The organism is Saccharothrix stipae, assembly GCF_054781895.1.
In genome coordinates this window covers 97,337-122,549 of the sequence record NZ_BAAGTN010000005.1, presented here as the reverse complement: position 1 = coordinate 122,549, position 25,213 = coordinate 97,337, and the positions used below count along the sequence as shown (strand labels likewise).

Sequence of the window (25,213 nt, the reverse complement as noted above, 5' to 3'; positions counted from 1 at the left end):
GTCGCGTCCGCTCAGTCGTCCGTGAGCTGGGCGGTGCGAAGATCGGCGATCTCCTTCTCGAAGTCCTCCACGGACGAGAAGGAGCGGTACACGCTGGCGAAGCGGAGGTACGCCACCTCGTCCAGCTCGCGGAGGGGACCGAGGATGGCCAGGCCGACCTCGTGGCTGGGGATCTCGGCGACGCCGCCGGAGCGGATCGACTCCTCCACGCGCTGCGCCAGCTGCTGGAGGGCGTCCTCGTCGACGGGACGGCCCTGGCACGCGCGGCGCACCCCGACGACGACCTTGTCCCGGCTGAACGGCTCGGTGACGCCGGAGCGCTTGACCACCGCGAGCACGGCCTCCTCGACCGTGGTGAAGCGGCGGCCGCAAGCCGTGCACGACCGCCGGCGGCGGATGACCTGGCCCTCGTCGACCTCGCGGGAATCGACCACACGCGAGTCCGAGTTCCGGCAGAACGGGCATCGCACGGCTGGTCTCCCCCTCCCCTGGGCAGCACCCATCGCGTTAGCCCCACTCGTCGGGAAAACCCCAACCTGTGGACTAACTACAACGGTGCGACCACTAGATGTAGGGGTCAACCTATGCCCAAGGCCCACGGCGCTGCAAGTCGGACGCGGGCGTGTCCCGTCACTCGGACGGCGGAATCGGACGGGGCTGCCCGGAAACGCGCGAACCGCGCTCGCGGAGGTCCGGGAGCGCGGCTCGTCAGGGCTTGGCAGCGGGTCTCAGGGGGTGCCGTGGGGGACGACCAGCGACTGGCCGGGGACGACGTCGGTGTCGGCGAGCGAGTTGAGCTCGCGGATGCGGGACACCACGGCGTCCGGGTCGCTGTTGGGCGCGCTGCGCTCGGCGACGTCCCACAGCGACTCGCCCACCTGGACGTGTACGACGTTGGTGCGTTCGGGGACGGTCGTGGCGCCGGAGACGTACAGGTAGAGCCCGCTCAGCAGGGCGGCGAAGAGGGCCGCGGCCACCGCGTAGCCCGCGAACTGGACGGCCGGGTGGCGCTGCGGCCGCACCTCGCAGGCGACCGGGTCCGGCGCGGTCCGGCGCACCGCGAGCGGTCGGGTGCGGGTGGACGGGCGGCGGTTGTCCTTGTCGTGTACTTCGAACCGGCGAAGTACCCGTGGTCCCGGTCGCAGTCCCGCGCCGAGGGCGACATCCTCGACACCGGCGCCTTCCACGAGTTCGAAGCTGTTCCGGGTGCCAATGACCACCGCCATGATGTCCTCCAACGCAGGTCATCCGATCATGATCGAACCTGTGTTCGATCGAACGTCCGTGCGAATGTCTACCACTTCGCCGGGCGAAATCGCTAGGACACGCCGAGGTTTACTTCGAACAGGTGTTTGATCTGGACACGGAACGCGACTACCGTCCACAAGTGAAGATCGTCGGAGAGCCGGCCTGGGCAATCGGGACCGGTGAGGAGGAAGCACCGTGGCACGCAAGACCAGCGAAGACCTGCGCACCGCAGATGTGCCCTCCGCGCCCGAACCGGCGGACATCGCGGGCAACGCCGGGCTCACCCTGCGCCAGCGCAAGGTGCTCGACGTGATCCGCGACTGGCTCGACCGGTTCGGCTACCCGCCCAGCGTGCGCGAGATCGGGGAGGCGGTCGGCCTGACCTCCACCTCCTCGGTCGCGCACCAGCTGCGCGCGCTGGAGCGGAAGGGGTACCTGCGCCGCGACCCGAACCGGCCGCGCGCGGTGGGCGTGCTGCCCGCCGAGATCGTGACCGGCCTCGACCCGGCGTCCAAGCCCACGCCCGCGTACGTGCCCATGCTGGGCCGCATCGCGGCCGGTGGGCCGATCCTGGCCGAGGAGGCCATCGAGGACGTGTTCCCGCTGCCGCGCGAGATCGTCGGCGAGGGCGACGTGTTCCTGCTGAAGGTCGTGGGTGACTCGATGGTGGACGCCGCCATCACCGACGGCGACTGGGTCGTCGTCCGCCAGCAGCCGACCGCGGACAACGGCGAGGTGGTGGCCGCGATGATCGACGGCGAGGCCACCGTCAAGTCGTTCAAGCGCAAGGACGACGGGCACGTGTGGCTGATGCCGCACAACGAGGCCTACCAGCCCATCCCCGGTGACGACGCGTCGATCCTGGGCAAGGTCGTGGCGGTCCTGCGCAGGCTCTGACCCACCGTCCTGCGCAGGCTCTGACCACGGCTCCCGAACGGGTGCCGACCGCTCAGGTCCGGCGGCGGCGCGATCGGCGCACCAGTGCTCCCACCAGCACCAACGCCACCGCGCCGCCACCCACCACCGGCCACGGCGACCGCGGGTCGTCAGGCGGGGGAGCGGTGTCGTCGGGGGGCGCCTGGGCGTCCGCCGAGGTGGTGGTCGTGGTGGGTTCGGGCGGCACGGCCAACGCCGCCGCGCCCGCCACCGCCCGCACGGTGGACGACGCGCCGCCGGCGTTGCCGAACTCGGACGCCGACAGCAGCGTGCCGTCCGGGTCGAACGCGATCGCCTCGCCCTGCGGCTCACCGGCCAGCGGCACCCGCACCGGCTCGGACTCCAGCGCCTCGGCCAGGTCGCCGTCCGGCACCGCGAACAGGTACGCGTCGGTGTAGGTCCGCACCGCCGCCACCCGGCCGTCCCTGGTCATCGCGGCGCCCGTGACCACGCGCGTCACCACGGAGTTCTGCATGGGCCCGCCCGGCGTGTCCGTCCCGCCGATCGACACCCGCGCCACCTGCTCCATCGGCGTCGGCACGCCTTCGGCCAACCGGGACGCCGGCCGGTAGACCAACGCCGAGCCGAGCGTTTCCTTCGTGATGATGTGCGGAATGCCGGAACCGTCGAGCAACAATGCCTCGGCGTCGTGCTTTCCGTCAGGATACGTGAGTCGGTACAAACGGGCGCTGCCGTCGGGTGAAACCGCGTGCAATGCCACGGTTTCGCGAGACTTGCCGTTGTCGCCGGTGTCCGCCGCCCACAGAGTTCCGTCAGGCGCCAATGCGAGGTCTTCGACGTCGAACGGGTTGTTGGGCGCGGTGATCGTGCGGCTGATCGCGCAATTGCGGTCGAGCACCTGGATCTGCAACCGGCCGTTGTCGCTGTCGTTCACCGCGAACCACCGGTCGCCGTTCGAGACGAGCCCGGACAGCTCTTCCAGCCGTGGGTCGGTCACCGCGCACACGTCGACGACGGCCGGCTCCGCCCCTGCGGAACCGGCCGTCATCAGCAGCCCTACAACCACCAGCAGAGCGCGCAACGGCTCAGGCGCGGCTTCCGTTCACGGCGAACTTCTCCAGCACGCCGGCCAGGTCGGGCCGCACCCTGGCGGACAGCTCGGTGCCCTCCTCGGTGTGCCGCTCCTTGAGCACCTCGCCCTCGCGGTGCACGCGCGCGACCAGCTCGCCCCGCGCGTACGGCACCATCGCGTCGACCACGACCTCCGGCCGCGGCGTCATGGCCGCGATGCGCTCGCGCAGCTCGGTGATGCCCTCGCCGGTGTGCGCGGACACGAACACCGCACCCGGGAACAGGTGCCGCAGCCGGGCCAGGCCGAGCTCGCCCACCGCGTCGACCTTGTTCACCACGAGCAGCTCGGTCGGCATCGGGTCGTCACGCCGCGAGGAGATCTCGCTGATCACCTCGCGCACCGCGACGACCTGCTTCTCCGGCATCGCGTCGGACCCGTCGACCACGTGGACCAGCAGGTCCGCGTCCGCGACCTCCTCCAACGTCGACCGGAACGCCTCGACCAGCTGGTGCGGCAGGTGCCGCACGAAGCCGACCGTGTCGGTCAACGTGTAGGGCAGGCCCTCGGGGGTCTCGGTGCGCCGCGTGGTCGGGTCGAGGGTCGCGAACAGGGCGTCCTGCACCAGCACGCCCGCGTCGGTCAGCGCGTTGAGCAGGCTGGACTTGCCCGCGTTCGTGTAACCCGCGATGGCCACGTTCGGCACCGAGTTGGCCACCCGGCGGTGCCGCTTGGTCTCCCGGACGACGCTCATCCCGGCGATCTCGCGGCGCAGCTTGGCGATGCGCGCGCGGATGCGCCTGCGGTCGGTCTCCAGCTTGGTCTCACCGGGACCGCGCAGACCCACGCCGCCGTTGGCGCCACCGGCACGACCACCGGCCTGCCGGGACAGCGACGCACCCCAACCGCGCAGGCGCGGCAGCAGGTACTGCAGCTGGGCCATCTCGACCTGCGCCTTGCCCTCGCGCGTGGACGCGTGCTGGGCGAAGATGTCGAGGATCAGCGCGGTCCGGTCGACGACCTTGACCTTGAGCTTCTCCTCCAGCTGCCGCAGCTGGCCGGGGGAGAGCTCGCCGTCGCAGATCACCGTGTCCGCACCGGTCGCGATCACGATGTCGCGCAGCTCGTGGACCTTGCCGGAGCCGATGTAGGTGGCCGGGTCGGGCCGGTCGCGCCGCTGCACGAGGCCTTCCAGTACCTCGGAGCCCGCCGTCTCGGCGAGCAGGGCCAGTTCGGCCAGGGACGCGTCCGAGTCCGCCGCCGTGCCCTCGGTCCACACGCCGACCAGCACGACCCGCTCCAGCCGGAGCTGCCGGTACTCGACCTCGGTGACGTCTTCGAGCTCGGTGGACAACCCGGCTACGCGGCGCAGCGCGGTGCGCTCTTCGAGTGCCAGGTCGCCGGTGGACAGCTCGTCCTCGTGGTCGAGCCAGTCGTTGCTGTTGTACGTGTTTTCCGTCATTTGCCCTTCATCGTCCCACGGCACCCCTGAGGGGACCGAGTGGTTAATCGCCTGGGTAGAGGGCCAGGTAGATCGCCACGCGTTCACCGTCGGGGTGTGCCGGCTCGGCTGCCAGCTCATCCAACAACGTCTGGAGGCGCCGTTTTAGTTCCCCGCGGTCGACCCGGGCCACCAGTCGGAACTGGTTCATCGCGGCCGGCCCCAGCTCCGCGACCTCGCCCAGGAACGCCTGGAACACGGCCTCGCTGGTCTCCTCGGAGTGCGGGGTGCCGTCCTTGGTGAGCCGCCACGACAGGCCCGTCGACCGGTACGGGATCTCCCGCGCGCCCCGGTTGCCCACACGCTCCCCTTGCGCCTCCAGGAAGCCCGTGGCGACGAGTTTGCGCACGTGGTGGAGGGTCGTCGCGGGGTCCTTCCCGAGCCGCTCGGCGATCTCCTTGTTGGTCATCGCGCGGTCGTAGGTGAGCCGGATGATGCGCAGCCGCACGGCCGAGGCCAGGGCGGCGGCCTCGGCGTCGGTCGCCGGACGTCGTTGCACCGGCACAGCATAAGACCGGCGCGGCAGAAGTGATTGACACTTTCCAATCACTCGCGTGACACTTCCCGTCGTGTCCCTCTGGTCTCATCGCGACTTCCGCCTGCTGTGGGCAGGCGACACCGTCAGCCAGTTCGGCTCCACGATCGGCCAGACCGTGCTGCCGCTGCTCGCCGTGGGCGCGCTGTCCGCCACGCCGTTCGAGATGGGCGTGCTCTCGGCGGCGGGCACGGCCGCGTTCCTGCTGATCGGGCTGCCCGCCGGGGTGTGGGTGGACCGGCTGAGCCGCCGTCCGGTGATGCTCGTGGCCGACTTCGCCCGGGCGGCGCTGCTGCTGTCGGTGCCGGTGGCCTGGTGGCTGGGCGTGCTGACGCTGGCCCAGCTCGTCGTGGTCGCCCTGCTGGTGGGTGCGGCCACGGTCATGTTCGACATCGCCTACCAGTCCTACCTGCCCGCGCTGGTCGGCCGGGAGCAGCTGGTCGAGGGCAACTCGAAGCTTGAGGCCAGCAGGGCCGTGGCGGCGGTGTCCGGCCCGGCGGCGGCCGGCGGCGTCGCGCAGCTGGTCGGCGCGGCGATCGGCGTGCTGGCCACCGCCGTCGGCTACCTGGTGTCGGCGGTGTTCCTGCTGCGGATCCGGACGGTCGAGCCACCGCCGCGGCCGCCGGACAAGCCCGGTCTGGTCCACGAGATCGCCGAGGGCCTGAAGTTCGTCTTCGGGCACCGGTCGCTGCGCGCGATCGTGGCCTGCACCGGGACCGCGAACTTCTTCGGCGGCATGGCGGCGGCCGTGCTGGTGCTGTTCCTGGTGCGCGAGCTCGGGCTGTCCGCGGGCGTGGTGGGCCTGGTGCTCAGCTCGGCGGGCGTCGGCGGCGTGCTGGGCGCGCTGACCGTGAACCGGTGGAACGCCCGCTTCGGCCAGACCACGGTGATCTGGCTGTCCGGCCTGGTCACGTGGCCGTTCGGGGTGCTCGTCCCGCTCGGCGCGGCGGACTGGCGGATCGCGTTCGTGCTCGTCGGCGAGGCCGCGGTGGCGTACGGCGCGACGGTCTACAACATCGCCCAGGTCAGCTACCGGCAGTCCATCTGCCCGGACCACCTGCTGGGTCGGATGAACGCGAGCATCCGGTTCGTGGTGTGGGGCGCGATGCCGCTGGGTGGTCTGGTGGGCGGCGCGCTCGGTGGTGGTGTGGGCGTGACGGCCACGTTGGCGGTCGGGATGGCGTGCCAGGCCGCGGCCGTGCTGTGGGTGATCCTGTCGCCGCTGAGGAGCCGTGATGCCGTTACCGCGTGACTTCCGGCTGTTCTGGGGCGGTGACGCGGTCAACCAGTTCGGGGCGGCGGTCTACACGTTCGTGGTGCCGGTGGTGGCGATCGAGGCACTGGACGCGTCGGCGTTCCAGGTGGGTGTGCTGACCGCCGCGGGCACGGCCGCGTTCCTGCTGATCGGGCTGCCCGTGGGCGTCTACGTGGACCGGGTGCGCAAGCGGCCCGTGCTGGTGTGGAGCACGGTCGCCCGGGCGTCGGTCCTGGTCACGGTGCCGGTCGCGGCGTGGCTGGACCGGCTCACGTTCACGCACCTGCTGCTCGCCGCGCTCGGCGCCAGTGTGCTGACGGTGTTCTTCGAGGTGGCCTCCCAGGCGTACCTGCCGATGCTGGTCGATCGGGCCGGGTTGGCCGTGGCGAACGGCCGGCTGGTGTCGACGCAGCAGGTCGCGCGGCTGTCCGGTCGGCCGTTGAGCGGGCCGCTGGTGCAGGTCCTGGGCAGCGCGAACGCGGTGTTGGCCATCAGCGCGTCGTTCCTCACGTCAGCGCTGCTGCTGTGGGGGATGCGCACGCCTGAACGGGCCGTGGAGCGGCGCGAGCGCGCGCTTCGGGCGGACATGGTCGAAGGACTCCGGTTCGTGTTCGGGCACCCGTTGCTGCGGCCGATAGCGCTGTGCACGACGTGGTTCAACCTGACCAACGCCATGTGGGGCGCGGTCAACGTGCTGTTCCTGCTGCGCGAGCTGGCGTTGTCGACGACGACCACCGCCGTGCTGCTGGGCGTCGGCAGCGCCGGTGGCGTGCTGGCGGGTCTGCTCGCGGGCCGGTTGGCGCGGCTCGGGCAGGCGCGGCTGGTGTGGCTGTCGTTGCTGGTCACGCAGCCGGCGTGGGTGCTGGTCCCGTTGACCGAGCCGGGCTGGCGGCTGGCGTTGTTCGCGGTCGGCACGCTGGTCACGTCCGCGGGCGTGGTCGTCCACAACGTCGCGCAGGTCAGCCTGCGGCAGGCGTTGTGCCCGGACCGGCTGCTGGGCCGGATGAACGCGAGCATCCGGTTCCTGGCCTGGGGCGCGATGCCGGTGGGGGCGGTGGCGGGCGGTGCGCTGGCCGAGTGGATCGGCGTCCGGAACACGCTGTGGGTCGCGTCGGCCGGGATGGTGCTGTCCGCCGTCTGGGTGGTCCTGTCACCACTGCGGTCGATGCGGGACCTGCCGGTGATCACTAGCCTCGACCGGCATGGCTGACACCACCGTGCTGCGCGAGGGTCTCCGGTTCGGCGAAGGCCCGCGGCAGGGGCCCGACGGCAGGCTCGTCTACTCGGACTTCTACGACCACGAGGTCCGCGTGCTCGACCTGGCCACGGGCGAGGAGGAGGTCGTCTGCGAGGTGCCGGGGCAGCCGTCCGGCCTGGGCTGGCTGCCGGACGGCCGCCTGCTGGTGGTGTCGATGCGCGACCGCCGGGTGCTGCGGCTGGAGCCCGACGGCGCTCTGGTGGAGCACGCGGACCTGAACGGGATCGCCACCTTCCACGCCAACGACATGCTGGTCGACCCGCACGGCCGCGCGTACGTCGGCAACTTCGGCTTCGACCTGCACGCCGCCCTCGCGGCGGGTGGCGAGGGACCGATGCTGGCGCCGGACTGGGTCGCCCCCGGCACGCCGTTGGCCCTGGTGCGGTCGGACGGCGGCGTGAGCGTGGCGGCCGAGGACATGAAGTTCCCGAACGGGATGGGGTGGCTGCCCGGCCGTGACGGCGAGCGCGGGCGGCTGGTCGTCGCCGAGACCCTGGCCTTCCGGCTGACCACCTTCGCGGTGGCCGACGACGGCACGCTGTCCGACCGGCGGGTGTGGGCGTCGCTGCGCGAGCACTTCATCGCGCCGGACGGCATCGCGGTGGACGCGGACGGGGGTGTGTGGGTGGCGCCCGCGCTCCAGCCGTTCGCGTTCCGGGTCGAGGAGGGTGGCGAGATCACCCGGAAGGTGGAGACCAGCCAGGTCTGCTTCGCGGTCGCGGTGGTCGGTGACAAGCTGGTCTGCTGCACGGCGCCCAGCTCGCAGCCCGAGGTGGTGGCCGGGGAGCGGTTGGGCAAGCTGGAGGTGTTCGACCTCTAGACCACCTCCGGAGCGCGTCCCAGCTCTAGAGCGCGTCCCACCAGGCCTGGTCGAGCTCGCCGCGGGCCAGCAGCACGGCCGGTCCGGTGAGCGTGGAGGTCTCCTCCTCGATCACCACGGACACCTGTCCACCGCGGACGTCCACAGTGGCCTTGCCGGTGCGCCGACCGGCCCCGTACAGCCACGACGCCACCGCCGCCACCGTGCCGGTGCCGCACGACCGGGTCTCGCCCACGCCGCGCTCGTGCACGCGCATCCGGAGGGCGCCCTCGTCCAGCACGTTGACGAACTCGACGTTCACGCCGTGCGGGAACTGCGCCGGGTCGTGGCCGGGCGGCAGCTTCAGGTCGAGCTCCGCGACCGGCACGTCGGTCACGCACGCCAGGTGCGGGTTGCCGACGTTCACCGCGACGCCGCCGAACGCGGTGCCGCCGACCGTGGCGGTGCCCGTGCCGGTGACCAGCGCGCGGCCCATGTCCACGGTCACCGTGCCGTCGTCGTGCGCGATGACGTGCCGCTCACCGGCACGCGTGCCGATGGTGAACTCGCCCGCGGGCACGAGCTCGGCCTCGACCAGGTACTTCACGAACACGCGCACGCCGTTGCCGCACATCTCGGCGATCGAGCCGTCGGCGTTGCGGTAGTCCATGAACCAGGGGCCGAAGTCCGGCCGCACGACCCGCAGCACGCCGTCCGCGCCCAGACCGCGCTGCCGGTCGCACAGCGCGCGCACCCGCGACTCGGTCAGGTCCAGCAGCGCGTCCGGGTCGGGCAGCACGACGAAGTCGTTCTCGGTGCCGTGGCCCTTCAGGAACTCGATACCCACGGTCACCAGGCTACGGTGCGACCAGTTTGAGCACGTCGTCGGCCAGCGCGGGGGAGCCCGCGTCGAACCAGGTGACCCGCTGGTCGCGGCGGAACCAGGACCGCTGCTTGCGCACGAACCGCCGGGTGGCCTGCGCGGTGGCGGCCGCGGCCTCTTCCAGGGAGTGCTCGCCGTCGAACGCGGCCAGCACCTGCTGGTAGCCCAGGGCGCGGGACGCCGTGCGGCCGTCGCGCAGGCCGCGGGCCTCCAGGGCGCGGACCTCGTCCACCAGGCCCTTGTCGAACATCTCCGCCACGCGTGCGTCGACGCGCTCGTCCAGTTCGGACACCTCGCGGTCGAGGCCGACGAGGTGGGTGTCGTAGCGGGCCGGTCCCGACTTGGGCAGCGTGGCCGAGAACGGTTGACCGGTCAGCTCGATGACCTCCAGCGCGCGCACCACGCGGCGGCCGTTGCTGGGCAGGATCGCCAGGGCGGCGGCGGGGTCGAGCTGGGCCAGCCTGCCGTGCAGCGTCTCCGAGCCGAAGATGGCCAGTTCGCGTTCGAGTTGGGTGCGGATCTTCTCGTCGGTGCCGGGGAACACCAGGTCGTCCAGCACGGCCTGCACGTACAGGCCCGAGCCGCCGACCAGCACGGGGGTGCGGCCTTCGGCGAGGAGCCGCTCGACCGCGGCGCGGGCTTCGCGCTGGTAGGCGGCCACGGAGGCGGTCTCGGTCACGTCCAGCACGTCGAGGAGGTGGTGCGGGACGCCGTGGCGCTCGGTTTCGGTGATCTTGGCGGTGCCGATGTCCATGCCCCGGTAGAGCTGCATCGCGTCGGCGTTGACCACTTCGCCGCCCAGTTCGACGGCCAGCCGCACGGCCAGGTCCGACTTGCCGGTGGCGGTGGGTCCGACGACCGCGACGGGGATGGGGGTGTTCACGTGGTCAAGCCTCCCAGACGGCCAAGTGGTAGCCGACGCCGAATGGCGCCAGGAACGTCGACCGGGTGCACCGCCACGCGCCCGGGATGCCGGCGGCCACCTGCCAGGCGGCGCGTCCGTTCGCGCCGAGGTCGGCGGCGAGCACCGGGTCGATCGAGCGCAGCGCGGCGGTGTCGGCGGTGGCCAGCGCCTTGCGCACGTCCTCGTCGAACGGCTCGGCGCGCTCGTCCGGGCGGCCGACGGCCAGCTCACCGCGTCGGTGCGAGCCGTCGCCGAGCACGAGCAGCGCCGGGGAGCCGGCCAGCCGCGCGCCCAGGGTGAGGCAGTCGGCGGTGGGCAGGTCCGGAGGGACGAGGTGGACGCGGACGGACCTTGCGCCGACCTGTTCGCGCAGCCAGGCGGCGATCAGGGCAGGTAGGGGCAGGTCGTCATCCACGTCCGCAGAGGGCGTGGTCGGGGGTGGGTGTGGGGAGGGTGAGGGCGGGGTGAGCGAAGACAGGGAGGCCCGAACGTCCGCCCCGAAGCCGCGGAACGTGCCGGTCGCGTGCTCGATCACTCGCGGACCGGACGGGTCGACGCCGACCGCCACCCAGTCCGGCGCGTGCGCGGCCAGTTCCCGTGCGACGGCCAGGCACGCCGACCGCACCTGCTCGGTGTCCGACACGGCCCCGGAGACCAGTTCGGGCACCAACAGCGGGGGGTGCGGGACGACCGCCAAGCGCGAGATCATGGCAGCCCACGCTACTCATCGGCCACCACCGGTACCGATGCGAGCCTTGACCTGTTTGAATGCGCGCGAGGTACTGGGCACTCTTAGGGAGCGTCGCGGTACTCGGGTGCTGGGCCCCGTCGTAGGCGGGGCGCCCGTGGTCGGCACGGGCACCACGAAGTGGGCAGGCGAGGAGGAAGCCGGCGATGGCGGAGCACGAGACGACACCGGGAACCACTGGCGACAGTGGTGCGGGGGCGGTGGTCGAGGAGACCCGGGTGGAAGCGACGCCGGTCACGGCGGCTCCACCGGTCCCCGTGGCGTCGGACCACCCTGACCGCTGGGGGCGCGTGGACGCGGACGGCACCGTCTACGTCACGACGGCGGAGGGCGAGCGGGTCGTCGGTTCCTGGCAGGCGGGCGAGCCCGCCGAGGGCCTGGCGCACTTCGCGCGCCGGTTCGACGACATCCGCACCGAGGTCGAGCTGCTGGTGACGCGGCTGTCCTCCGGTGCGGGAGACCCGAAGCACGCGCTGACCAGCGCGAAGCACGTCCAGGAGAGCCTGGCCGACGCGGCGGTGGTCGGCGACCTCGCCGCTCTGGCCGCACGGGTGGAGTACGTCCTGGCGCTGGCCGAGAAGGGGCTGGAGGCCGCGAAGGTCGCCAAGGACGAGGCTCGCGCCGCGGCGGGCGCCCGGAAGCTGGAGCTGGTCGAGGAAGCCGAGGTGTTGGCCAACGAGTCGACGCAGTGGAAGGCCGCCGGCGACCGGTTGCGGCAGATCCTGGATGAGTGGAAGACCATCCGGGGTGTCGACCGCAAGACCGACGAGCAGCTGTGGCGGCGGTTCTCCAAGGCGCGTGACGCGTTCAACCGCCGGCGCGGGTCGCACTTCGCGGACCTGGACCGGCAGCGCAGCGTGGCCAAGAACCGCAAGCAGGAGCTGGTCGAAGAGGCCGAGAAGCTCATCGAGTCCGACGACTGGGGCCCGACGGCCGGCCGGTACAAGGACCTGATGGTCGAGTGGAAGGCCGCCGGGCGTGCGCCCAAGGAGGCCGACGACGCGCTGTGGCAGCGGTTCCGCGCCGCGCAGGACGCGTTCTTCGCGAAGCGGTCGGAGGCGTTCAGCGAGCGTGACGCGGAGTTCGCGTCCAACGCGAAGCTGAAGGAGGAGCTGCTCGCCGAGGCGGAGCGGATCGACCCGTCGCTGGACCTGGAAGCTGCCCGGCAGCAGCTGTACAAGATCCAGGAGCGGTGGGACGCGATCGGCAAGGTGCCGCGCGAGCGGGTCCGTGAGCTGGAGGGCAAGCTCCGCACGATCGAGGAGCGGGTGCGCGGGGCGGTCGACGCGCAGTGGCGCAAGTCCGACCCGGAGGCCGAGGCGCGCGTCGCGCAGTTCCGGGAGCGGGTCGAGCAGTTCGAGGCTCAGGCGGCGAAGGCTCGTTCGGCCGGTGACAAGAGGCGGGCCGAGCAGGCTGAGGCCCAGGCGAAGCAGTGGCGTGAGTGGCTGGCGGCGGCGGAGCAGGCGGTGGCCAGCAGGTAGGGGGGCCGTTGGGTCCGGCTCGATTTGACTCGGGGCCCTTACGGGCACCCCAGGCAGGCCAAAGCCGGGCAGGCACGGCGGGGAAAAGCGTCCCGCCCTGCCTGCCCGGCTTCGTCCAGCCTAAGGCACCCGAACCCATGTCAAATCGAGCCTCGGTGGGTCGGCGGCGGGGCCGTTGTGGGTGGGTGGGGGAGGTGGACTCGGAGGGCCGTGCCGGGGCCGTGTGCGGGGTTACTGCATAGGTGGGCGGGAGGCGGCTAGTTTCAGCCACTTCACCAGCAGTACGACGACGGCGATGACGGCCAGGATCAGACCCAGGCCCGGACCCGGGCCGGGGTGGTGGCCCGTGGTGGTTTGGGTGGTCCAGATCGAGAGCACGCCTGCCACCGAGGCGGCGAACGATGCCAGTGCGCAGATCCAGGCCAATGCCCAGCGGCGGACGGCGAGGGTCAGGGCTGGGAGCAGGACGCCCACGACGATCGCCATGTAGGCGAAGACGCGGGGGAGGCCGGGGCCCTCACCGGACACGATGCCCAAGCCCCGGATGTCGTCCACCCAGGGCAGGATCAGCGACACCAGGATTGCCAGGGCGGCGATGGCGATCGTCAGGGCGCCGGCGCCGGGGTCGAAGTGCTTGGCGGCGGAACGGCCGACGCCGTCGATCTCCTCGCGCAGGCCGGCCAGGTCGTCCGGGTCGTGCTGGCTCATCCGACCGCGCACCCGCCGACCGCCGCGGGCTGGGCGGCGGGCTTGCCGAAGGACGGCAGGCCCAGCGTGACGCCGGGGGTCTTCGGCTTCAGACCCGCTTCGGAACGGTCGCCGGCCTTGGTGCGGCGGTGTGAGAGCAGCGGGCCGTCGGCGATCAGGTTGTGCGGCGCGCCGTAGGTCACCACGGTCTCCACGACGTCGCCGGGGCGCACCTCGGCGTCACCGGGCGTGAAGTGCACCAGGCGGCCGTCGCGGGCACGGCCGGTCATCCGGTGGGTCTCGGCGTCCTTGCGGCCCTCGCCGGAGGCGACCAGCAGCTCGACCTCGCGCCCGACCTGCTCGCGGTTGAGTTCGTGGGCGATCTCGTTGACGAGCGTGACCAGGCGGTCGTAGCGCTCCTGCACGACCTGCTTGGGCAGCTGGTCGGGCAGCTCCGCGGCGGGTGTGCCGGGGCGCTTGGAGTACTGGAACGTGAACGCGGACGAGAACCTGGCCTCGCGGACGACGTCCAGGGTGGCCTGGAAGTCCGCCTCGGTCTCGCCGGGGAAGCCGACGATGATGTCGGTGGTGATGGCGGCGTCCGGCATGGCCGCGCGGACGTTGTCCAGGATGGACAGGTACTTGGTGGTCCGGTACGAGCGGCGCATTTCCTTGAGCACCCGGTCCGAGCCCGACTGCAGCGGCATGTGCAGGGAGTGGCACACGGTGGGCGTCTCGGCCATGGCGGCGATGACGTCGTCGGTGAAGTCCTTCGGGTGGGGCGAGGTGAAGCGCACGCGTTCGAGGCCCTCGATGGCGCCGGTGGCGCGCAGCAGCTTGCCGAACGCGAAGCGGTCGCCGAACTCGACGCCGTAGGAGTTCACGTTCTGGCCGAGGAGGGTCACTTCCAGGACGCCCTGGTCGACGAGTGCTTGGACCTCGGCCAGCACATCGCCGGGGCGGCGGTCCTTCTCCTTGCCGCGCAGCGACGGGACGATGCAGAACGTGCACGTGTTGTTGCAGCCGACGGACACCGACACCCAGCCGGAGTAGGCCGAGTCGCGGCGCGCGGGCAGCGTCGAGGGGAAGGTCTCCAGCGAGTCCAGGATCTCGACCTGGGCCTCGCGGTTGTGCCGGGCGCGTTCCAGCAGCACCGGCAGCGAGCCGATGTTGTGCGTGCCGAAGACCACGTCGACCCAGGGGGCGCGTTTGACGATCTCGCCCTGGTCCTTCTGCGCGAGGCAGCCGCCGACGGCGATCTGCATGTCGGGGTTCGCGGACTTGGCGGGCGCGAGGTGGCCGAGCGTGCCGTAGAGCTTGTTGTCGGCGTTCTCGCGCACGGCACAGGTGTTGAACACGACGACGTCCGGTGTGACGTCGCCCGCCGCGGGTGTGTAGCCCGCGTCCTCCAACATGCCGGCCAGGCGCTCGGAGTCGTGCACGTTCATCTGGCAGCCGAACGTGCGGATCTGGTAACTGCGAGTCACTGCACCTAGTCCTTCCGTCGGGTCCAGCGTAGAGCGTGGACGTGCGACGATGCGCAGGTGTCGGGAACGCTGCTGCGGTTGCACGCGGTCGGGGCCGCATTGGCCCTGGCCACCCTGTCGTTGACCGCGTGCGGCGACGACCTGGACCAGGTCAAGCTCACCATGGCGGCCGGCAGCCCCGGCGGCGTCTACCACAAGTTGAGCATGGCGCTGGCCGACGCGTGGACCCGGGACCCGGGCATCCCCCGCCCGCAGGTGGCGAACACGGCGGGCTCGGTGGACAACCTCGACCGGCTGCGGGCCAACCAGGCGCAGGTCGGCTTCTCGGCGGCCGACGCGGCGGAGGAGAAGCAGAAGGGCGACGCGGCGCACAAGCTGTACGCGCTGGCCCGGATGCACGACGACTACCTCCAGCTGATCGTGCGGGACGACCTGCCCGCGACCAGGCTGGCCGACCTGAAGGGCCTGCGGGTGAGCGTGGGCGCCCGCGACTCCGGGGTGTGGCTGATCGCCCAACGGCTGCTGGAGTCGGCGAAGATGTCGCCGGAGGCCGACCTCAAGGTGCAGTACATGGACCTGCCGACCAGCGCGAACGCGATGCGCGACGGCGCGCTGGACGCGTTCTTCTGGTCCGGTGGCGTGCCGACGGACGCGGTCACCACGCTGGCCACCACGGTGAAGCTGCGGATGCTCGACCTGGGCGACGTGCTGCCGAAGCTGCGGGAGGACTTCCCGGTCTACGGCTCGGCGACGCTGCCGGCCTCGGCCTACGAGCAGGTCGGGGGCGGCCCGGTGGTCACGCTGGTCGTGCGCAACTTCCTCCTGGTCAACGACACGATGTCGGACGACGTGGCGGAAGCCCTGGTCAGGGGTCTGTTCCAGGCTCAGCCGGAGCTGGTCGCGGCGAGCCCGGTGGCCAGGTCGATCGAGGTCAGGTCGGCGATCGAGACGACACCGATCGAATTGCATCCCGGCGCGATGCGCTATTACCGCGACGTCAAGGTTTGACCCGCGCTTCGTCAGCCAGTCGCCAACACCGTGTCGGTGATCGACGCCAACAGCGGCAAGCCCGCCGACCCGTTCGCGGTGGGCAAGCAGCCCGAGGGCGCGGCCGTCACGTCCTGACCGGTTCAGGCGGCCGGGAACTCGACCACGACCCGGAGGCCGCCCTCCTCGGGCGACTCCAGCCGGACTTGGCCGTCCACCCGGTCCACGATCTGCCGCACGAGCGCCAGGCCGAGGCCGGAGCCCTGCACGTTCTGGTGTGCCGGGCTGCGCCAGAACCGGTCCGTGGCGCGGTCCAGCTCGTCCGGCGCGAGGCCGGGCCCCTCGTCCTGCACGGTCAGCCGGACCACGCCGTCGCGGCGGCGGACGTCGACGCGCACCAGCGTGCCGTCGGAGGTGAACTTCAGCGCGTTGTCCAGCAGCGCGTCCAGCACGGTCTCCACGCCGCGCGGCGGCACGAGGGCCGTGCCGCCGGGCTCGCCGTCCAGCACCAGGTGCACCTCGCGGGCCGCGGCGGCCGGCTGCCAGGCCGACAGGCGGCCGGCCACCGCCCGGTCCACGTCCACCGGCACGGGGTCGACCGACGGCGCGCCCGCCCGTGCCATGGACAGCAGCTCGTCCAGGATCCGGTTGAGCCGGTTGGCCTCCTCCAACGCCGCCGCCTGGTGCGTGACGCCCTCGCCGACCACGTGGTCTTCCAGATTGGACAGACGCAGCTTCAACGCCGTCAGCGGGTTGCGCAGCTGGTGGGAGGCATCGGCGACGAACGCGCGTTGGGACGCCAGCACGTCACCCACGTTGGCGGCCATCTGGTCGAACGACCGCGACAGTTGCCGCAGCTCCGGCGGCCCGTCGGACGAGCCGACCGGCTGCACGGGCTGCCCGGACACCACCGCCGCCAGCAGCCGCCCGGTGGCGTCGTCCAACCGCCGCACGGGCCGCAACGTCCACCGGACCAGCGGCAACGCCACGAACACGCCGATCGCGAGCACCAGCAGGCTCGACGCGAGCAGCACCGACCACCACAGCAGGACCTCGCTCCGGGTCTTCCACGTCGGCGAGAACGTCACCACCGCGCCCCGGACCTCGCCCGCCTCCAGCACCGGCTCGGCCAGCACCAGCTCGGTCGACTCCCACGGCATGACCAGCTCCGGCGCGACCGGCTGGCGACCGGCCAACGCGCCGCGCACCAGGTCGGCCACCTCGGGGGAGGACACGTCCACGCCGTCGGAGGAGGCGGCCACCACCTGGCCGTCCTGGCCGAGCAGCGCCACCCGGATGCCGTACAGCTCGTGGTACCGGCGCAGCTCGGCCTCCAGCACCTCCGGCTGGTCGTCGATGAACGGCCGCTGCGCCACGGACGCGAACCGCGTGGTGTCGGTGAGCCGGTCCAGGAACATCTCCTGCTGCTCCGTCTGGGCCACGCCGCGCCCCAGCGGGACGCCCATGCCCAGCAGCACGAGCACGACCAGCGTCAACACGATGCCCAGCAGCCGCGACCGCACTCAGCCCCCGCTCAACCGGTACCCGACACCGCGCACCGTCTCCAACAACGAAGGACGCCCGAGCTTGGTCCGCAACGTCGCCACGTGCACGTCCAGGGTCCGGTTGGCCCCCGCCCAGGTGCGTCCCCACACCTCGGCCAGGATGCGCTCCCGGGTGCACACGGCGCCACCCGCCGCCACCACCAGGGCCAGGACCTGGAACTCCTTGCGCGACAACGCCACGGGTTCGCCCGCCACGGTGACCTCGTGCCGACCGAGGTCGACCCGCACGTCGGCGACCTCGAAGACCTCGGTCCCGGTGCCGCCGACGCCGACCGGGTCGCCGCGCCGCCGCCGCACCGCGTGCACCCTGGCCACGAGCTCACCCACGTCGTAGGGCTTGACCAGGTAGTCGTCCGCGCCGGCGTGCAGACCGAGGATCCGGTCGTCGATCTCGCCGCGGGCCGACACGACGATGATGGCCACGTCACTCGCCGCACGGATGTGCCGGCAGAGCGTGACACCGTCCACATCGGGCAGGCCCAGGTCGAGCAGCACCACGTCGACCCCGGTCAACCGATCGAGCGTCCCCCTACCGGTAGCCTGCCGGTCCACCGTGAAACCTCGCCGGGTCAGCGCCGGTACCAGCGCTTCTGCCACGCGGTCGTCGTCCTCGACCAACAGCACCCGCACCGTGGAGCCTCCCCGATAAGTGTCGCCACCCTGTGACAGAGTTGAGACCCTAAGTCTTGCTCAACCGCCTGGACTGGTGTGGGCATGCACACCTAGGTTTCCGCCATCGCTCAGGAACCCCTACTGGAGGACTGATGACCGCCGCCACTCCTGCTCCGCCGATGATCCGGATGGCGGGCGTGGACAAGTTCTTCGGACCTCTGCACGTGCTCAAGGACGTGACGCTGGAGGTGCCGAAGGGGCAGGTCGTCGTGGTGCTCGGGCCGTCGGGCTCGGGCAAGTCCACGCTGTGCCGCACGATCAACCGGCTCGAACCCATCGAGTCCGGCGTGATCGAGGTGGACGGCCAGCCGCTGCCCGCCGAGGGCAAGGAGCTGGCCCGGCTGCGCGCCGACGTCGGCATGGTCTTCCAGTCGTTCAACCTGTTCGCCCACAAGAGCATCGTCGACAACGTGATGCTCGCGCCGGTGAAGGTCCGCAAGACCCCGGCGGCCCAGGCCCGCAAGACGGCCATGGAGCTGCTGGAGCGGGTCGGCATCGCGAACCAGGCGGAGAAGTACCCCGCCCAGCTCTCGGGCGGGCAGCAGCAGCGCGCGGCGATCGCCCGCGCCCTGGCGATGCGGCCCAAGGTGATGCTGTTCGACGAGCCCACCTCCGCGCTGGACCCCGAGATGGTCCAGGAGGTGCTGGACGTGATGACGACGCTGGCCAAGGAGGGCATGACCATGCTCGTGGTGACCCACGAGATGGGCTTCGCCCGCAAGGCCGCGGACCGCGTGATCTTCATGTCCGACGGCGAGGTCGTCGAGGACTCGACGCCGGAAGCGTTCTTCTCCGCGCCGAAGTCCAACCGCGCGAAGGACTTCCTTGGCAAGATCCTGACCCACTGAAGTCCCACGACCGCGGCGCTGAGCCTGGCGCCGCTCTACCGAAGAAGAGCAGGAGAACGACGATGAGGGTTCGCACCCTTGCGGTGGCGCTGCTGGCCGGCGGCCTCGCCCTGACCGCGTGCGGCAAGGAGGGTGGCCCCGGCGAGACCGGCTCGGCCCCCTCGCAGCAGGTCGCCGCCGACGTGAAGGTCGACGGCTCGCCGACGTTCGACAAGATCAAGGCCCGCGGCAAGGTGATCATCGGGGTCAAGGAGGACCAGCCCGGCCTGGGTTACAAGGACCCGACCAGCGGCAAGTTCACCGGCTTCGACATCGAGATCGCGAAGCTCGTCGCGGCCAAGCTCGGCTACGGCGACGACAAGATCGAGTACAAGGCCATCCCGTCGGCCGGTCGCGAGCAGGCGCTGATCAACGGTGACGTGGACTACTACGTGGGCACCTACACGATCAACGCCAAGCGCAAGGAGCAGGTCGCGTTCGCCGGCCCGTACTTCACCGCGGGCCAGGACCTGCTGGTGAAGAAGGACGACAACACGATTACCGGCAAGGACGCGCTCAAGGGCAAGAAGGTCTGCTCGGTGACCGGCTCCACGCCGATCCAGAAGGTCAAGTCCGAGGGCCTGACCGAGCCGGAGAACATCGTCGAGCTGCAGAACTACTCGCAGTGCGTCGAGCAGCTGGAGCAGGGCGCGGTCGACGCCGTCACCACCGACGACGCGATCCTGAAGGGCTACGCCTCGCAGTCGCCGACCACGCTGAAGGTCGTCGGCCAGACGTTCTCGAACGAGCCGTACGGCATCGGCCTGCCCAAGGACGACAAGGCGCTGCGCGACAAGGTCAACGACATCCTGCAGGCGGCCCTCGACGGCGGCGACTGGCAGAAGGCCTACGACGTCACCCTGGGCAAGTCGGGTTCCACCACCGACAAGCCCGTGCTCGACCGCTACTGATCACGTCCGCGGCCGGTCGTCGGGTCCTCCGGCGGCCGGCCGCACCACACCCACCTAGCCGAGGAAGCCGATGGACGTCCTGCTCGACAACCTCGACCTGTACGGGCCCGGGTTCCTCAACACCGTCGAGCTGTTCCTGATCGCCGCGGTCGGGTCGCTGGTGTTGGGGACGATCCTGGCGATGCTGCGGGTCGCGCCGGTCCCCGTGATGCGGGTCATCGGCACCGCCTACGTGACGATCGTCCGCAACACCCCGCTCACGTTGGTGTTCTTCTTCTTCGCCTTCGCGTTCCCGCTGCTCAAGATCGTGGACGCGGACACGTTCGGCGGCTCCGCGTCCGGCTACTACTTCACCGCCGCGCTGGCCGCGCTGATCCTCTACACGGCCGCGTTCGTGTGCGAGGTCGTGCGATCGGGCATCAACACGGTGCCGGTGGGCCAGGCGGAGGCGTCCCGCGCGCTGGGGCTGACCTTCGGCCAGATGCTGGGTTCCGTGGTGCTGCCGCAGGCCACCCGCGCGGTCGTGCCGCCCATGATGAGCACGATGATCGCCCTGCTGAAGAACACCACCATCGCGGCGGGCTTCTCGGTGTTCCAGGCGGGTTCCATCAGCGCCAACCTCTCCGAGCGCGGCGAGAGCCAGTTGATCGGCCTGCTCTGGGTCGCGGCGTTCTTCGTGGTGCTGGTGATCCCCATGACCCTGCTGCAACGCAGCCTTGAGAAGCGGTGGAGCATCGCCCGATGAGCTCGGTCCTGTTCGACGTCCCCGGGCCCCGCGCCCGGCTGCGCCACCGCCTCTACGCGGTCCTCGGCGTCATCCTCCTGGTCGCGGCGATCGGTTTCGTGGTCTACCGGTTCGCCGAGAGCGGTCAGTTCGACGGCCAGAAGTGGACCTGGATCCAGTACGAGAAGGTGCAGACCGACCTGCTCGACGCGCTGCTGAACACGCTCAAGGCGTTCGCCGCGGGCGCGGTGCTGGCGCTGCTGTTCGGGGCGATCTTCGCCGCGGGCCAGCTGTCGGACCACAAGGTCATCCGCGTGCCGTCGATGCTGGTCGTCGAGCTGTTCCGGGCCGTGCCGCTGGTCGTGCTGATCTTCGTGTTCCACTACGGCCTGTCGCTGGGCGCCCCGTTCTACTCGGTGGTGCTCGGCCTGACGCTGTACAACGGCTCGGTGCTGGCCGAGGTGTTCCGCGCCGGCGTGCTGTCCCTGCCCCGCGGGCAGAGCGAGGCCGCCTACGCGGTGGGCATGCGCAAGACCCAGGTGATGAACTACGTGCTGCTGCCGCAGGCGGTGCGGGCGATGCTGCCGGCGATCATCAGCCAGCTCGTCGTGCTGCTCAAGGACACCGCGCTGGGCTTCCTCATCACCTACGAGGAGCTGCTGCGCTACGCCCGGTACGTGGGCAGCATCTTCGAGTTCGGCCGGCCGCTCGTGCCCGTCACGATCGTGGTGGCCGCGATGTACATCGCGATGTGCCTGCTGCTGACCTGGCTGGCGACGTACCTGGAGAAGCGCAACCGGCGCGACAAGAAGGTCATCGAGCTGGAGAGGAACCCGGCCGACGACGTCGTCGCGGCGGCCGTCTGACCGTCGTCCGGGAGGGTCTCCGCCGCGCTCGTGGCACGGCGGAGACCCTCTTCGTCAGTAGCGCAGCAGCGCGCCGACGCCCTCGCTCAGGCCGGCCACCTCGGTGACGACCACCTGCGCGCCGGTCGCCGCGGCGGCGGTGCCCAGGGCCTCGTCGGCGCGGTGCTCGCCGACGTGCTCGACGCCCAGGCCGCGCAGTTCGGTCTCCTTCAGCGCGAGCTGCGCCGGGTCGTCGCCGGACCACACGGTGCGGTCGCCCAGCGCCGGGTCCGACACCAGCAGCGCGGCCACCTTCGCCTCGCGCAGCGCCTCCACCACGGGGGCCAGGCCCTGCACCGCGCGGCCGTGCGGGCGGCCCGCCTCGTCGGTGAACTCCTCCACCACGTCGTTGTCCAGGTCGAACTGGTACTGGGCGACCAGCGACCGCACGGCCTGGTCGAACGCGGCGTCGTCCGCGCCCTCGGCCAGGCTCGCGCCCTCGACCTGGATCAGCACGTCCCGGCACCGCAGGCTGAGCTCCTCGCGCACCTCGGCACGTGCTTGCACCTCGCCGCCCAGGATCAGCAGCCGCGCGTCCAGGTCCGTCACCATCCGGTCCGCCTCGGCGGCCACCAGCGCCGCGTTGTGCCTGGTCGTCTCCTCCACGGCCCGCTGGAGCCGTCGGTGCGACCAGCCGCCGGGAACCTTGTGCAACGGGTGCTCGTCGCCGCGCACCTCGCCGTGCGCCTCACCGGTCCGCTCGCCGCGCCCGTCGTACCCGTGCAGGTCCGCGCCCGCCCGGTCGACCAGCACGATCACGTGCGGCACGGTGGGTTCGGTCCAGATGGCCAGCGGCAGCAGGTGCGGGAGGTCCGACCAGCGCACGATCTCGCGGCCGGGCGGGCGCGGCAGCACCCGGTCCAGCAGCAGCCTGCCGTGCGCCGCGATCAGCGCCCGACCCGACTTGCCCGGCACCGGCGTCAGCGCCGCCTCCTGCATCGCGTCCAGCGTCGCGTCGTCCGCGCCCTGCCCGGCCAACTCCTCGCGCGCACCGCGCCAGCGCGGCTCCATGGCCTTGGCCGCGTCCTCGGTGTCGTGCGAGACGTCCAGGTAGACCGACGCGAACGGGCCGCGTTGCCGGACCAGCTCTCCCAACGAAGACATGTCCATTGGTCTCGGCTACCCGCTCGCGCGCCGCGTAACCTCGGGGGCATGGTGGACGAACCGGGTGCGATCACCAGGGTGCAGCAGAGCGCCGTTGACCACCTCCTCAGGGTGGGCATCAACGGTTTCGGGCCGTTCAAGGGCGCTCGGCAGATGGCCGTGGAGGCGTTGGACAAGGGGTTGACGCCGGAGGAGGCGATCAAGCACCTGATCCGGACGCACGTGGCGGCGGCCGGCGTGCAGGGTTTCGCGACCAACGTCGGCGGCCTGATCACGCTGCCGGTGACGCTGCCCGCGAACCTGACCGCGTCGTACCTGGTGCAGACGCACCTGATCGCCTCGATCGCCGCGGTGCACGGGCACGACCTGGACAGCGACGAGGTGCAGACGGCGATCCTGGTGTGCCTGCTGGGCAACGCCGGGACCGAGCTGCTGAAGAAGGCGGGCATCAGGGTGGGTGCCAAGCTCACCATGAACCTGATCGAACGCATCCCCGCGCAGCTCATCCGGGAGATCAACAAGCGCGTCGGCTTCACCCTGCTGGCCAAGTACGGCACCTCCAAGGCGACCGTCACCCTGGCCAAGGGCGTGCCGCTGGTGGGCGGTGTGATCGGTGGCACGTTCGACGCCGTGACCACCCGCGCGGTGGGCGCCTTCGCGGCCCGCTTCTTCACCGAGCACGAGGACGCCCCGGCGGTCGTGGACGGCACCGTCATCGACGGCGAGATCGTCTCGATCGTCGAGAACCGGGAGTAGCCGACCGCATCGAGTGAACCCCGGCGGGGTTGACATGTGCGAATTTCGCACGATTATGGAGTCGTGGACTGGGCTGACGTAGGCGAACGTGTGCGGGAGTGCCGGCTTGCTGCACGCCTGTCCCAAGACGAGCTCGGGCGAGCCATCGGCCTGGAGCGCTCGGCGATAGCCAAGGTGGAAGCCGGCACGCGCAAGGTCGACGCGCTTGAGTTGGCGAGGTTCTCGACAGCCTTGGAAGTTCCCCTCAGCCACTTCCTGTCGGCACGGCCGCCGGTGCTGTCGCGCCGGGCCCAGCTGGTGGAGGAGACCGACAGCGAGACCTCCCGTCGGTCGTACCAGCTTGAGGCGAAGCTGCTCGCCTGGTTGCGGGACGTGCGGCAGATGGCCGACTCGAGTGTGCTCGAACTGCCACGACTGCTGACCTACGACGGTGTGGCCGATGCGGAGGGAGCGCGGGAAGCGGCTCGCTGGACGCGTGATCGGTTGGGACTCGACCGGCAGCCGATCGACACGCTCATGTCGGTGTGCGAGCTCGCCGGGCAGTTCGTGCTCGTCACCGACCTCCCGGGCGACGGCGCGTCGTTGCGCGACGACGACATCGCGGTCGCTGTGGTGAGCCGCGAGCCGGATCCCGGCAGGCGACGCGCGACTGCGGCGCACGAACTCGGGCACCTCGTGCTCGGCGACGAGCACTCCAGCGACCTGGGGGTGTCCGCCTCGCGGGCTGACCGCGAGGTCGTGATCGACGCCTATGCCGCTGAACTGCTGCTCCCCTCGGAAGCCGTGTCGGAAGCCGTGTCGGCGGCGCCGCCATCCGGCGAGCTACGAGATGTGCTGATCGGGTTGGCCGCCCGTCACCGGACGTCCTGGTCGCTAGTCGTGCGGCAGGCAGCACACGTAGGCGCGCTCGATCAGGAGTCGGTCTCCAGGTGGATCCCGGCCAATCCGACACGAGCCGAGTTGCTGGAGGCGGTGGGGTGGGTTCCCCAACCGGACCTGGAAGCGGTACGCGTGCCGCCGCGGTACGCCGACGCGGTGATGAGGGCGTGGCGGAACGGTGTCGTGACTGTGACGCGTGCAGTGGAACTCATGCACGGGCAGATCAAGTCCGACGACCTGCCTCGTCGTGAGGAAGCGGACCTCGCGCCGTGACCGGAGCCGTTCCGTCGCGGGTGAAGCTCGTTTTCGACGCGATGATGCTGAACCACTTCGCGCGTGCGGAACGGCTGGACGTGCTCGCCGACCTCCTGCTCGAATACGACTGTCTCACCACCGAGATCGTGCGGGAAGAGCTGCGGGGCGGCACGACCGCGTACCCGGAGCTGGCGGAAGCGCTCGATCTCGAATGGCTCGAGGTGGTGCCCCTGGATTCGATCGAGGCCCTGACGACCTTCACCGCGTGGGTAGATCGCATCGGTTCCGGGACGCGTGACCGTGGCGAGGCGAGTGTCTTCACGGCGGCTGAACTGGCCGGAGCGGTAGCGATCTCCGACGACCGGGAGGCCGTGCGGGTCGCCCGGCACCACGGCGTCGAGGTCCACGGCACGTTGTGGTTGTTGGCACACGCGTGCCGCGACGGCAAGCTGACGGAGATCGCGGCCGGGAACTTGATCGACCTGCTGGTCCACCACGACATGCGGTTGCCGTGCACCGGTGCCGGGTTCGGCGGTTGGGCCAGGCAGCACCAGATACTTTGATCGGCACAACACATCGCCTCGGACTTGCGGGCGCGGCCGTCGCGCGCACCGTCGGACCGCTGCTGCTCACCACCCTCGTGCTGGGCCGTGGTGGGCTGGCTGGTGCTCGGCGCGTTGTTCCTCGCCGCCGCGCTGGCTATGACGCCCGCCGTCGCGTGGGCACGGCGGTCGCAATCCCCGTCCGCCGATAAATGGGTTGGCGTCGCCGCGTGAAGCACGCTAACGTCATGACCATGTTCTTCCAGATCGACCT

26 protein-coding genes are annotated in these 25,213 nt (G+C 71.1%); 13 read left to right on the top strand and 13 right to left on the bottom strand.

The annotated features are described in order from the left end of the window. Window positions 1-11: 11 nt before the first annotated feature. The gene (gene nrdR / locus ACYVLT_RS09380; protein WP_461119737.1) at window positions 12-470 is read right to left on the bottom strand and encodes a transcriptional regulator NrdR; all 459 of its coding nucleotides are present in this window, start codon (window positions 468-470) and stop codon (window positions 12-14) included. A gap of 258 nt (window positions 471-728) precedes the next feature. Next, window positions 729-1,226, bottom strand: a complete 498-nt coding sequence (locus ACYVLT_RS09375; RefSeq protein WP_461119736.1) for a LysM peptidoglycan-binding domain-containing protein — start codon at window positions 1,224-1,226, stop codon at window positions 729-731. A gap of 241 nt (window positions 1,227-1,467) precedes the next feature. Between ACYVLT_RS09375 and lexA the strand changes: the two genes are divergently transcribed. Further along, window positions 1,468-2,145: a transcriptional repressor LexA gene (lexA, locus tag ACYVLT_RS09370; protein WP_461120155.1), complete on the top strand. Its 678-nt coding sequence runs from the start codon at window positions 1,468-1,470 to the stop codon at window positions 2,143-2,145. Between the two features lie 52 nt (window positions 2,146-2,197). Here lexA and ACYVLT_RS09365 read toward each other — a convergent pair whose 3' ends face one another. The 3 genes from ACYVLT_RS09365 to ACYVLT_RS09355 all read right to left on the bottom strand — a co-directional run bounded on the left by ACYVLT_RS09365 (window position 2,198) and on the right by ACYVLT_RS09355 (window position 5,220). Further along, window positions 2,198-3,142 (bottom strand): hypothetical protein, encoded by a 945-nt coding sequence (locus ACYVLT_RS09365; RefSeq protein WP_461119735.1) that lies wholly within the window; start codon window positions 3,140-3,142, stop codon window positions 2,198-2,200. An 88-nt stretch (window positions 3,143-3,230) separates the two neighbouring features. Further along, on the bottom strand, window positions 3,231-4,676 hold the full coding sequence (gene hflX / locus ACYVLT_RS09360; protein ID WP_461119734.1) for a GTPase HflX: 1,446 nt from the start codon (window positions 4,674-4,676) through the stop codon (window positions 3,231-3,233). Window positions 4,677-4,719: 43 nt separating this feature from the next. Then, a complete protein-coding gene (locus ACYVLT_RS09355) occupies window positions 4,720-5,220 on the bottom strand; it encodes an ArsR/SmtB family transcription factor (RefSeq protein ID WP_461119733.1) in 501 nt (166 codons plus the stop codon). Window positions 5,221-5,269: 49 nt separating this feature from the next. Between ACYVLT_RS09355 and ACYVLT_RS09350 the strand changes: the two genes are divergently transcribed. From ACYVLT_RS09350 to ACYVLT_RS09340, 3 genes are read left to right on the top strand one after another with little or no spacing between them, the layout of a single operon-like run. Continuing rightward, window positions 5,270-6,502: an MFS transporter gene (locus ACYVLT_RS09350; RefSeq protein ID WP_461119732.1), complete on the top strand. Its 1,233-nt coding sequence runs from the start codon at window positions 5,270-5,272 to the stop codon at window positions 6,500-6,502. Next, window positions 6,486-7,715 carry an MFS transporter gene (locus tag ACYVLT_RS09345; RefSeq protein WP_461119731.1) on the top strand — a complete coding sequence of 410 codons (1,230 nt, stop codon included), beginning with the start codon at window positions 6,486-6,488 and terminating at the stop codon, window positions 7,713-7,715. The genes ACYVLT_RS09350 and ACYVLT_RS09345 overlap by 17 nt, the downstream gene beginning before the upstream one ends. Then, complete coding sequence (locus tag ACYVLT_RS09340; RefSeq protein ID WP_461119730.1) at window positions 7,708-8,583, top strand: SMP-30/gluconolactonase/LRE family protein; 876 nt, start codon at window positions 7,708-7,710, stop codon at window positions 8,581-8,583. The genes ACYVLT_RS09345 and ACYVLT_RS09340 overlap by 8 nt, the downstream gene beginning before the upstream one ends. Before the next feature lie 25 nt (window positions 8,584-8,608). On the opposite strand, the gene dapF is transcribed toward ACYVLT_RS09340, so the two are convergent. Genes dapF through ACYVLT_RS09325 form a run of 3 tightly spaced genes read right to left on the bottom strand, consistent with a single transcriptional unit; the run spans window position 8,609 to window position 11,058 of the window. Next, window positions 8,609-9,409, bottom strand: a complete 801-nt coding sequence (gene dapF, locus ACYVLT_RS09335; protein ID WP_461120154.1) for a diaminopimelate epimerase — start codon at window positions 9,407-9,409, stop codon at window positions 8,609-8,611. Between the two features lie 10 nt (window positions 9,410-9,419). Continuing rightward, window positions 9,420-10,328 carry a tRNA (adenosine(37)-N6)-dimethylallyltransferase MiaA gene (gene miaA / locus ACYVLT_RS09330; RefSeq protein WP_461119729.1) on the bottom strand — a complete coding sequence of 303 codons (909 nt, stop codon included), beginning with the start codon at window positions 10,326-10,328 and terminating at the stop codon, window positions 9,420-9,422. 4 nt (window positions 10,329-10,332) lie between these two features. Further along, on the bottom strand, window positions 10,333-11,058 hold the full coding sequence (locus tag ACYVLT_RS09325) for a class III extradiol dioxygenase subunit B-like domain-containing protein (RefSeq protein ID WP_461119728.1): 726 nt from the start codon (window positions 11,056-11,058) through the stop codon (window positions 10,333-10,335). Window positions 11,059-11,243: 185 nt separating this feature from the next. Here ACYVLT_RS09325 and ACYVLT_RS09320 point away from each other — a divergent pair, with 185 nt between their 5' ends. After that, the gene (locus tag ACYVLT_RS09320) at window positions 11,244-12,578 is read left to right on the top strand and encodes a DUF349 domain-containing protein (RefSeq protein WP_461119727.1); all 1,335 of its coding nucleotides are present in this window, start codon (window positions 11,244-11,246) and stop codon (window positions 12,576-12,578) included. A gap of 231 nt (window positions 12,579-12,809) precedes the next feature. Here the strand turns inward: ACYVLT_RS09320 and ACYVLT_RS09315 are convergent, their stop codons facing one another. Further along, on the bottom strand, window positions 12,810-13,286 hold the full coding sequence (locus ACYVLT_RS09315) for an Rv2732c family membrane protein (protein ID WP_461119726.1): 477 nt from the start codon (window positions 13,284-13,286) through the stop codon (window positions 12,810-12,812). Next, window positions 13,283-14,752, bottom strand: coding sequence for a tRNA (N6-isopentenyl adenosine(37)-C2)-methylthiotransferase MiaB (gene miaB, locus ACYVLT_RS09310; protein WP_461119725.1), 1,470 nt, complete (start codon window positions 14,750-14,752; stop codon window positions 13,283-13,285). The genes ACYVLT_RS09315 and miaB overlap by 4 nt, the downstream gene beginning before the upstream one ends. Before the next feature lie 57 nt (window positions 14,753-14,809). On the opposite strand from miaB, the gene ACYVLT_RS09305 reads away from it, so the two are divergent. Further along, window positions 14,810-15,760, top strand: coding sequence for a TAXI family TRAP transporter solute-binding subunit (locus ACYVLT_RS09305; protein ID WP_461119724.1), 951 nt, complete (start codon window positions 14,810-14,812; stop codon window positions 15,758-15,760). A 122-nt stretch (window positions 15,761-15,882) separates the two neighbouring features. On the opposite strand, the gene ACYVLT_RS09300 is transcribed toward ACYVLT_RS09305, so the two are convergent. Next, window positions 15,883-17,262: a sensor histidine kinase gene (locus tag ACYVLT_RS09300; RefSeq protein ID WP_461119723.1), complete on the bottom strand. Its 1,380-nt coding sequence runs from the start codon at window positions 17,260-17,262 to the stop codon at window positions 15,883-15,885. Beyond that, the gene (locus ACYVLT_RS09295; RefSeq protein ID WP_073886595.1) at window positions 17,263-17,934 is read right to left on the bottom strand and encodes a response regulator transcription factor; all 672 of its coding nucleotides are present in this window, start codon (window positions 17,932-17,934) and stop codon (window positions 17,263-17,265) included. It lies immediately after the preceding gene. 161 nt (window positions 17,935-18,095) lie between these two features. On the opposite strand from ACYVLT_RS09295, the gene ACYVLT_RS09290 reads away from it, so the two are divergent. The 4 genes from ACYVLT_RS09290 (at window position 18,096) to ACYVLT_RS09275 (ending at window position 21,364) form a co-directional block, all read left to right on the top strand. Continuing rightward, complete coding sequence (locus tag ACYVLT_RS09290) at window positions 18,096-18,824, top strand: amino acid ABC transporter ATP-binding protein (RefSeq protein WP_198932576.1); 729 nt, start codon at window positions 18,096-18,098, stop codon at window positions 18,822-18,824. 62 nt (window positions 18,825-18,886) lie between these two features. After that, window positions 18,887-19,774 carry a glutamate ABC transporter substrate-binding protein gene (locus ACYVLT_RS09285; RefSeq protein WP_461119722.1) on the top strand — a complete coding sequence of 296 codons (888 nt, stop codon included), beginning with the start codon at window positions 18,887-18,889 and terminating at the stop codon, window positions 19,772-19,774. Window positions 19,775-19,844: 70 nt separating this feature from the next. After that, window positions 19,845-20,519: an amino acid ABC transporter permease gene (locus tag ACYVLT_RS09280; protein ID WP_360463655.1), complete on the top strand. Its 675-nt coding sequence runs from the start codon at window positions 19,845-19,847 to the stop codon at window positions 20,517-20,519. Further along, entirely contained in the window at window positions 20,516-21,364 is an 849-nt protein-coding gene (locus ACYVLT_RS09275) for an amino acid ABC transporter permease (protein WP_461119721.1), read from the top strand. The genes ACYVLT_RS09280 and ACYVLT_RS09275 overlap by 4 nt, the downstream gene beginning before the upstream one ends. Before the next feature lie 54 nt (window positions 21,365-21,418). Here ACYVLT_RS09275 and ACYVLT_RS09270 read toward each other — a convergent pair whose 3' ends face one another. Further along, a complete protein-coding gene (locus ACYVLT_RS09270) occupies window positions 21,419-22,507 on the bottom strand; it encodes an Rv2629 family ribosome hibernation factor (protein ID WP_461119720.1) in 1,089 nt (362 codons plus the stop codon). 48 nt (window positions 22,508-22,555) lie between these two features. On the opposite strand from ACYVLT_RS09270, the gene ACYVLT_RS09265 reads away from it, so the two are divergent. The 3 genes from ACYVLT_RS09265 to ACYVLT_RS09255 all read left to right on the top strand — a co-directional run bounded on the left by ACYVLT_RS09265 (window position 22,556) and on the right by ACYVLT_RS09255 (window position 24,960). After that, window positions 22,556-23,263, top strand: a complete 708-nt coding sequence (locus tag ACYVLT_RS09265) for an EcsC family protein (RefSeq protein WP_461119719.1) — start codon at window positions 22,556-22,558, stop codon at window positions 23,261-23,263. A 63-nt stretch (window positions 23,264-23,326) separates the two neighbouring features. Continuing rightward, entirely contained in the window at window positions 23,327-24,415 is a 1,089-nt protein-coding gene (locus ACYVLT_RS09260; protein ID WP_461119718.1) for a helix-turn-helix domain-containing protein, read from the top strand. A gap of 80 nt (window positions 24,416-24,495) precedes the next feature. Then, window positions 24,496-24,960: a hypothetical protein gene (locus ACYVLT_RS09255; RefSeq protein WP_461119717.1), complete on the top strand. Its 465-nt coding sequence runs from the start codon at window positions 24,496-24,498 to the stop codon at window positions 24,958-24,960. Window positions 24,961-25,213 lie beyond the last annotated feature (253 nt).

Excerpts from the sequence above, each read along its gene's own strand:
- ACYVLT_RS09280 (WP_360463655.1), top strand. The coding sequence starts at position 19,845 with ATGGACGTCCTGCTCGACAACCTCGACCTGTACGGGCCCGGGTTCCTC.
- ACYVLT_RS09265 (WP_461119719.1), top strand. The coding sequence starts at position 22,556 with ATGGTGGACGAACCGGGTGCGATCACCAGGGTGCAGCAGAGCGCCGTT.
- ACYVLT_RS09285 (WP_461119722.1), top strand. The coding sequence starts at position 18,887 with ATGAGGGTTCGCACCCTTGCGGTGGCGCTGCTGGCCGGCGGCCTCGCC.
- ACYVLT_RS09340 (WP_461119730.1), top strand. The coding sequence starts at position 7,708 with ATGGCTGACACCACCGTGCTGCGCGAGGGTCTCCGGTTCGGCGAAGGC.
- ACYVLT_RS09345 (WP_461119731.1), top strand. The coding sequence starts at position 6,486 with ATGCCGTTACCGCGTGACTTCCGGCTGTTCTGGGGCGGTGACGCGGTC.
- ACYVLT_RS09375 (WP_461119736.1), bottom strand. The coding sequence starts at position 1,226 with ATGGCGGTGGTCATTGGCACCCGGAACAGCTTCGAACTCGTGGAAGGC.
- hflX (WP_461119734.1), bottom strand. The coding sequence starts at position 4,676 with ATGACGGAAAACACGTACAACAGCAACGACTGGCTCGACCACGAGGAC.
- ACYVLT_RS09325 (WP_461119728.1), bottom strand. The coding sequence starts at position 11,058 with ATGATCTCGCGCTTGGCGGTCGTCCCGCACCCCCCGCTGTTGGTGCCC.
- ACYVLT_RS09290 (WP_198932576.1), top strand. The coding sequence starts at position 18,096 with ATGATCCGGATGGCGGGCGTGGACAAGTTCTTCGGACCTCTGCACGTG.
- ACYVLT_RS09320 (WP_461119727.1), top strand. The coding sequence starts at position 11,244 with ATGGCGGAGCACGAGACGACACCGGGAACCACTGGCGACAGTGGTGCG.
- ACYVLT_RS09270 (WP_461119720.1), bottom strand. The coding sequence starts at position 22,507 with ATGTCTTCGTTGGGAGAGCTGGTCCGGCAACGCGGCCCGTTCGCGTCG.
- ACYVLT_RS09275 (WP_461119721.1), top strand. The coding sequence starts at position 20,516 with ATGAGCTCGGTCCTGTTCGACGTCCCCGGGCCCCGCGCCCGGCTGCGC.
- ACYVLT_RS09315 (WP_461119726.1), bottom strand. The coding sequence starts at position 13,286 with ATGAGCCAGCACGACCCGGACGACCTGGCCGGCCTGCGCGAGGAGATC.